Origin of the sequence: Streptomyces sp. TRM64462 (genome assembly GCF_013362995.1) — a bacterium.
GTDB lineage: Bacteria > Actinomycetota > Actinomycetes > Streptomycetales > Streptomycetaceae > Streptomyces.
Window position 1 is genome coordinate 1 of record NZ_JABWDV010000156.1, and the last position, 2,998, is coordinate 2,998.

The 2,998-nt window shown below is 76.8% G+C and carries 3 protein-coding genes; 2 read left to right on the top strand and 1 reads right to left on the bottom strand.

What is annotated here, in order from left to right:
- Nucleotides 1–628, top strand: a 628-nt coding sequence (locus HTZ82_RS07130; protein ID WP_175408440.1) for a GNAT family N-acetyltransferase, incomplete at its 5' end; no start/stop codon positions are given.
- Nucleotides 625–1,566 (top strand): lysophospholipid acyltransferase family protein, encoded by a 942-nt coding sequence (locus HTZ82_RS07135; protein ID WP_309235348.1) that lies wholly within the window; start codon nucleotides 625–627, stop codon nucleotides 1,564–1,566. The genes HTZ82_RS07130 and HTZ82_RS07135, both read left to right, overlap by 4 nt.
- Here the strand turns inward: HTZ82_RS07135 and egtD are convergent.
- Entirely contained in the window at nucleotides 1,461–2,426 is a 966-nt protein-coding gene (egtD, locus tag HTZ82_RS07140) for an L-histidine N(alpha)-methyltransferase (RefSeq protein ID WP_175408441.1), read from the bottom strand. The two genes, HTZ82_RS07135 and egtD, sit on opposite strands and share 106 nt — an antisense overlap.
- Nucleotides 2,427–2,998: the final 572 nt, after the last annotated feature.

Sequence of the window (2,998 nt, forward strand, 5' to 3'; positions counted from 1 at the left end):
CGACGGGCCCGAACCCGGGCTCGACAGCGACGCGTTCGACGCCTACTGCGACCACCTCCTCGTACGGGACGACACCACCGGCGAGGTCGTCGGCACGTACCGCCTGCTCCCGCCCGAGCGCGCCCGCGTCGCCGGACGGCTCTACTCCGAGGGCGAGTTCGACCTCACCCGCCTCGGCCCGATCCGCGACGACCTCGTCGAGGTCGGCCGCTCCTGCGTCCACCCCGCCCACCGCAACGGCGCCGTCATCTCCCTCATCTGGGCCGGCATCGCCCGCTACATGACCCGCACCGGTCACACCTGGCTCGGCGGCTGCTGTTCCCTGCCGCTCACCGACGGCGGCGCACTCGCCGCGGCCACCTGGGACACCGTCAGGTCCCGCCACCTCGCGCCCGAGGAGTACTGGGTCACCCCGCACCGCCTCTGGTCCCCGGACGGTGTCGCCCGCCCCACCGGACGCACCGAACTCCCGCCCCTGCTGCGCGGCTACCTCCGCCTCGGCGCCCAGGTCTGCGGAGCCCCCGCCCACGACCCCGCCTTCGGTGTCGCCGACCTGTACGTCCTGCTGTCCGTACGCCGCATCCACCCGCGCTACCTGCGGCACTTCCTCTCCCTCGCCCCCGCGTGACCGGCCTGCCGAGCCCCTGGCTCCCCACCGCGCCCTGCACCCCCGGGCAGTGCGCCACCGGGACCGCCGACGCCCGGGCCGGCGGCCGCGCCCGTGCGGCGCTGCACCTGACGGTCGGGCTCGTCACGGTCCTCGCCGGGGTCGTCCTGGCCCCGCCGGCCGCGCTGCTGCGCCCCGCCGCGCGCCGCGCCCTGACCCGGCTGTGGTGCGGGGCCGTCCTCCGCGCCTTCGGCGTCCGCGTCCGGGTCACCGGCACGCCCCGCCCCGGGCCGCACCTCGTCGTCGCCAACCACATCTCCTGGCTGGACGTGCCGCTCGTCGCGGCCGTCCTGCCCGGCCGCATGGTCGCCAAGAGCGAGGTGCGGCACTGGCCGGTGCTCGGCGCACTCGCCGCACGCGGCGGCACCTTCTTCCTCGAACGCGACCGCATCCGCGCCCTGCCGGGCCTGGTCCGCGACCTGGCGGACGCGCTCGCCGGAGGGGCCCGCGTCGTCGTCTTCCCCGAGGGCTCGACCTGGTGCGGCCGCGCCCAGGGCCGCTTCCGCCCCGCGGCGTTCCAGGCGGCGCTCGACGCGGGCGTACCCGTCCAGCCCGTACGGATCACCTACCGGCCCCTCGGCCCCGCCGCGTTCGTCGGCGCCGACCCGCTCGCCGCGTCCCTCCGGCGGGTCGCGGCAGCGGCGGCGGGGCGCGGCGGCCTCACGGCCGAGATCGAGCTCCTGGAGCCCGTCCCCGCCGCCCGGCACCCCGACCGCCGCACGCTCGCCGCCGCGGCCGAGCACGCCGTACGGTCAGCACGCGCCCTGCCGGCGGCGGGGGCGGGGGCCGGGCCTCACACGGCGGTGGCCAAGGACAGACCGAACCAGCCCTTCTCGTCCGTCCACCACCGGGTCAGCTCCAGGCCGGCAGCGGACAGTTCCTTCCGCACGCCCTCCTGACGGAACTTCGCCGACACCTCCGTCCGCATCTCCTCACCGGCCTCGAACGGGATCGCGAGGCCCAGTTCCGGGATCTTCACGGTCAGGGCGTGCCGGGCGCGCAGGCGCATCTCGATCCACTCGTGTTCCGCGTCCCACACGGCCACGTGGTCGAAGTCGTCCGGGTCGCCGTCCGCGCCCAGTTCACGGGCCAGGACGGACAGGACGTTCTTGTTGAACGCCGCCGTCACGCCCGCCGCGTCGTCGTACGCCGCCACCAGCGTCGCCTCGTCCTTCACCAGGTCCGTGCCCAGGAGCAGCGCGTCCCCCGGCTCCAGCAGCGCCCGCACCGCACGCAGGAACGTCGCGCGCTGCGCCGGCAGCAGATTGCCCAGCGTGCCGCCAAGGAACGCCACGAGGCGCGGCCCCGGCGTGCCGGGCAGAGCCAGGCCCCGCGTGAAGTCGGCGACCAGCGCGTGCACCCGCAGCCCCGGCAGCTCCTCGATCAGCGCCGCGGCGGCGCCGGTCAGCGCCGACTCGCTGACGTCGACCGGAACGTACCCCTCCAGGCCCGGCCGCAGCGCACGCAGCAGGTGCCGGGTCTTCTCGGACGAGCCGGACCCCAGCTCGACGAGCGTGCGCGCACCCGTCGCCTCGGCGATCTCGGCGGCGCGGGCGGCCAGGATGTCCCGCTCGGCGCGGGTCGGGTAGTACTCGGGGAGCCGGGTGATCTCCTCGAACAGTTCGCTGCCCCGCGCGTCGTAGAACCACTTCGGCGGCAGCTCCTTCGGGGTGCGGGTCAGGCCGTGCAGCACGTCGGCGCGCAGATCGGCGCCGGCCGTGCCCTCGGGCAGGGTGCGGGTCAGCAGGAAGGGGCTCACGCGGGGGGACTCCTCGAACGGATCGGTCGAAACACGTGGTGAGTACGGCGGCACCGAGCCCCCCGGGCGCGGCGCCGCAGGGACTCCAACGGCTGCTGAGCCTCCCGCGCTCGCGGAGGCACCGGGGGCCGCCGCGCCTGAGGCGCCAGGGGCCACCGGGCCTGCGGCGGCGCCCAGGGCTGCCGGGTCTGCGGGGGCGCCCAGGGGCGTCAGGTCCGTGGAGGTGTCCGGGACTTCGGTGGTTGGCGGTGCTTCGGAGGGTGCCGGGCCCTGCCGGGCCTTCAGGGCCTGTGGGGGCCCCGGGGCCTGCGGGGGGTTCGGCAGGGGGGTCAGGTCCGGGCCTGTCGCCGTGGCCGTGAGGAGTGTGCGGTCGGGTACCTCGCGCCAGCCGGGATCGTCGTCGTACGGCTCCGACGCCACCACCGTGCGCCCCGAGCCCGGCGCGGCCAGGTACCACAGCGTGTCGCCCCACGCCGTGGCCGCGACCGTCGCGCCGTCCGTCAGCAGCAGGTTCAGCCGGGACGCGGGCGCCGCGGCCGCGACGTCCCGCACCGCCCCGGCGAGCGCGCCGG